Source organism: Romboutsia sp. (assembly GCF_035470145.1).
Classification (GTDB): domain Bacteria; phylum Bacillota; class Clostridia; order Peptostreptococcales; family Peptostreptococcaceae; genus Romboutsia_D.
On record NZ_DATIRC010000413.1, the window covers coordinates 1 to 4,593 of the forward strand.

A 4,593-nucleotide genomic window follows, 5' to 3' on the forward strand; every position below is an offset into this window, starting at 1 on the left:
AAATATTATAATAAACTTATTTTCTTTTATTATACTTATAACAGCAATTCAAAGAATATCTGAAGCTAAAAAGATATTAAAGTGATTATAATATTAAAAGGATAAACCAGTATATATATATTAATAGCATCATTGTGGCCAACTGTAGTAAATGCTATAATAATAGGGTCAGTAGTATTACACTTATTCTTTGGCCAATTTGTGGTAATAACTATAATAGAAGTTCATTTATTTAAAATGTTCAACAATAAATATTCAAAATTGCTAAAGGATATATCTTAAATATTTAGCTAATTAGTAAGGAGATAAAATGAATACAATAGAAAAAACACAAAGTGCTAAAATAATAGGTATAGGTGAAGATGGTATAAAAACTTTAGATTCTATAGCTAACAAGATAGCACATAATATGGATTTAGAAAAAATAAATATAAATCAAGATGTAGATAAAGACTATGTAAGAGAGCTGTTAGACGGTGTAGATGTATTATTTTTAACGTATAATAGTGAAGATAAAAAAGCACTACAAATAGTAAATGCTATAGGTTATATGGCTAATGAAAGAAGAGTTTTAAGTATAGGACTTGATTCATCAGTAAAGGAAAATAAAGATGAAATAAATTTAAATAGAGAATTTAAAATGAATGAAGAAAATACAAATAATTTATTAAATATAATAAATATGCTACTTGATTCTATATCTGATTTTTGTATGATAAACATAGATTTAAGTGACCTTAAGGAAGCTTTATGCACAGATAGCGGTATAAAATATTCATATGGTGAGTTTGAAAAAGGTACAAGCAATGATGAAATAGTAAAATCTTTACTGGAAAATACAATAAAAACTAGTGAAGAGTTTAGTGGTAAAAAAGAAGTTATACTTGTAGAAATGGATTCAAATTACTGTGAAGATGAAAATATGATGATAGTTTTAAATGATTTATTAATGAAGATACAAGACAGTAATGAAGATACTTACGAAGCTATATTCTCATTATATTTAAGAGAAAAGAATGAAGGAAAAATAAAAGTTGGATTAGTTTGTAACTAATATATTTAAGTCCCTAGAATAATGATATAATTATTCTAGGGGTTTTTGTATATATATGGATGTAAATAATTTAGATAAACTTGAAAATATGATAAAATTAGGACCAAAAGAAATTATAAGTGTAGTTGGAGCAGGTGGGAAAACATCATTTATAAATTATATAGCTAATAAATATAAAGATAAGATGAGAGTATTAATAACTGCCACTACTAAGATATATGTACCAAGTAAGAATATCTACAATAATATACATATGTTAGATGAAGATAAAAAGATAATTATATCAAAAGATTTAGGAATAACAGTAATTGGAAAATATATAAATAAAGAAAAAAAGATAGTAGGGCTAGATTTTAAAGAATTAGAACATTTAATTCCTAAATTTGATTTAATACTTATAGAAGGTGATGGATCTAAAAGAAAAAAACTTAAAGGTTGGAATAATAAGGAACCGATAGTCTATCCTAAAAGTACTAAAACTATAGGAATATTAGATATAACATCCTATAATATGGAAATAAATGATAAAAATATACATAGACTAGAAGAATTAAGAAAAATAACTAATATTAATAATACTAAGGTTGATATAAATAATTTAGTTGATATAGTTTTAAATAAAAATGGACTATTTAAAAATGCTTGTGGACAAGAGATATTATTAATTAATAGAATTAAAAGTAACCATGATAAAAATATAGCTAAACAATTGATATGTGAAATTAATAAATATAAAAATGATTTAACTATAATTTGTAACACTGAAAAATTATAAATTATTTATAATTTATTAAAAATATAATTATAAGGGAGAGTAAAAAATGAGTAGTAATTATATATGTCCAAAATGTGGAAATAACAAATATGAAACAGATGAAATATGTGCAACTGGAAGTGGATTTTCTAAAATCCTTGATGTTCAAAATAAAAAGTTTTCAACAGTAACATGTAGCAAATGTAAGTATACGGAGTTTTATAAATCTAAGACTAGTGAATTAGAAAATATATTTGATCTATTTACATCGTAAAATTATAAGAATATCCAAATTGGCTACTCTTATTTAATATATTATATTAAAATATAAGGAAAAGAAAAATGATTACAGCAATAATAATGGCATCGGGTTTATCTAGTAGAATGGGTGAAAATAAATTATTATTAAACTACAATAATAAACCAATAATAGAGTATGTATTTAAAGCAGTAAAAAAATCAAATTTCAATGAAGTTATAGTAGTAAGTCAATATAATGAAATAGAAAAGTTAAGTAAAGAGTATAAATTTAAGTATATACATAATGAAAATGCAAATACAGGTCAAAGTGAATCTATTAAATTAGGTACATTAAATAGTAAAAAAAGCGATGGATATATGTTTTTTGTAGGTGATCAACCATTTATAGATATAAAACATATAGAAACAATGATAAAAACTTTTAATGAAAATAAAGAATATATAATAATTCCTAGATATAAAAACAAAAGTGGAAACCCAGTTATATTTCCATATAATAAAATAAATGAATTATTGAATTTGAAAAATGATGAAAAGGGTAAAAAAGTAATAACTAAAACTTCTAAAATAAAATATGTAGATGTTTCGGAAAATATGTTATTTGATATTGATACAAAAGAAGATTATAAAAAATTAGGGGTGGGAAATGAAAAAAGTTAATACAGTAGATGCGATAGGTCATATATTATGTCATGATATTACAAAAATAATACCAGGAGAATTTAAGGGAAGAGCCTTCAAAAAAGGGCATATAGTAAAAAAAGAAGATATAGATGTACTTTTATCTTTAGGGAAAGATCATTTATATGTATGGGAACAAATAGAAGGTATGGTACATGAAAATGATGCTGCATTATTGTTAAAGGATTTAACAGCAGGAGATAATTTAGAATTTAGTGAAATAAAAGAAGGCAAAATAGATTTTATATCTAAAAGTTATGGTCTTTTAAAAATAGATGTAGATACGTTATTTGAACTAAATTTAATAGATGATATAATGCTATCAACACTTCACAATAACTTTATAGTAAAAAAGGGACTTAAAGTAGCAGGAACAAGGGTTATACCTTTATTAATAGATGAAAATAAATTAAAAGAAGCTAAGAAAATAGTAGGGGACAAAAAAATTGTAAATGTTGTAGAGTTTAAACCAAAGAAAGTTGGAATAGTTACAACTGGAAATGAAATTTATCATAAAAGAATAGTAGATAAATTTGGACCAGTAATAAAAGAAAAGGTAGAAAAATTTGGATGCAAAGTTATAGGACAAACTATTTGTTCAGATGACAAAGAAATGATAAAAATAGCTATTAAAGATTTTATAGAACAAGGAGCAGAACTTATATGTTGCACAGGTGGGATGAGTGTAGATCCAGATGATGTAACACCAACTGCTATAAAAGAAACTGGTGCAGATTTAGTAACATATGGTTCACCGATTCTTCCTGGTGCTATGTTTTTACTTGCATATAATGAAGGCACACCTATAATGGGAATACCAGGGTGTGCAATGTACAATAAAGTAACTGTATTTGATGTTATTTTACCAAGAATTTTGATAAATGAAAAGTTGACTAAGGCGGATATTGCTAAATATGGTCATGGAGGACTTTGTATGAATTGTGAAATATGTGAATATCCTGCATGCAGCTTTGCTAAGATATAGTGTTAATATAAGTGATATACGGCGGTTAAAATAACTGTCTAGTTGGTTGACGAAAATCATTATTTGTTATATTATAAATAATGATGCATAATAGCAAAATTAAATCGGAGATAAGAAAGGAAACTACATTAATGTTACAAGTTACAAATGTTGGACTTAGATTTGGTGATAAAGAGTTATTCAAAGATGTTAACTTAAAATTCACTAAAGGTAATTGTTACGGGATAATAGGTGCTAATGGTGCAGGAAAATCAACTTTCCTGAGAATATTAGCTGGAGATATAGAACCAAACACAGGAAATGTTTCTATAACTGATAAGGAAAGAATGTCAGTACTTAGACAGGACCACTTCAAATACGAAGAAGAAACAGTATTAAATGTTGTTATAATGGGTCATGAAAGACTTTCAGCTATAATGAAAGAAAAAGATGCATTATATATGAAAGAAGATTTCAGTGAAGAAGATGGTATAAAAGCTGCTGAACTTGAAGGTGAGTTTGCTGAACTTGACGGATGGGATGCAGAAACTAATGCAGAAAAAGTGTTAATGGGTCTTGGTATATCTAAAGATTTACACTACAAGCAAATGAAAGAATTAACTGGGGGAGAAAAGGTTAAAGTATTACTTGCACAAGCATTATTTGGTAAACCTGAAATACTAGTAATGGATGAGCCTACTAACCACTTAGACTTCCAATCAATAAACTGGTTAAATAACTTTATAATGGATTTAGAAGACTCTATCGTTATAATCGTATCACATGATAGACATTTCTTAAATCAAATATGTACGAACATAGTTGACGTTGATTTTGGTAAAATACAAATGTATGTTGGTAACTATGACTTCTGGTATG

At 25.7% G+C, this 4,593-nt stretch carries 6 protein-coding genes; all 6 read left to right on the plus strand.

The features are described from left to right. Positions 1–310: 310 nt before the first annotated feature. Complete coding sequence (locus VLM92_RS16215; protein ID WP_325277360.1) at positions 311–1,054, plus strand: cell division protein; 744 nt, start codon at positions 311–313, stop codon at positions 1,052–1,054. Positions 1,055–1,109: 55 nt separating this feature from the next. Then, on the plus strand, positions 1,110–1,829 hold the full coding sequence (yqeC, locus tag VLM92_RS16220; protein WP_325277361.1) for a selenium cofactor biosynthesis protein YqeC: 720 nt from the start codon (positions 1,110–1,112) through the stop codon (positions 1,827–1,829). A gap of 46 nt (positions 1,830–1,875) precedes the next feature. Next, complete coding sequence (locus VLM92_RS16225; RefSeq protein WP_325277362.1) at positions 1,876–2,082, plus strand: zinc ribbon domain-containing protein; 207 nt, start codon at positions 1,876–1,878, stop codon at positions 2,080–2,082. 68 nt (positions 2,083–2,150) lie between these two features. Continuing rightward, complete coding sequence (mocA, locus tag VLM92_RS16230; RefSeq protein ID WP_325277363.1) at positions 2,151–2,729, plus strand: molybdenum cofactor cytidylyltransferase; 579 nt, start codon at positions 2,151–2,153, stop codon at positions 2,727–2,729. Next, complete coding sequence (locus VLM92_RS16235; protein WP_325277364.1) at positions 2,716–3,735, plus strand: molybdopterin-binding protein; 1,020 nt, start codon at positions 2,716–2,718, stop codon at positions 3,733–3,735. Before mocA ends, VLM92_RS16235 begins: the two co-directional genes overlap by 14 nt. 131 nt (positions 3,736–3,866) lie before the next feature. Further along, a partial coding sequence (locus tag VLM92_RS16240; protein WP_325277365.1) for an ABC-F family ATP-binding cassette domain-containing protein occupies positions 3,867–4,593 on the plus strand: 727 nt, incomplete at its 3' end.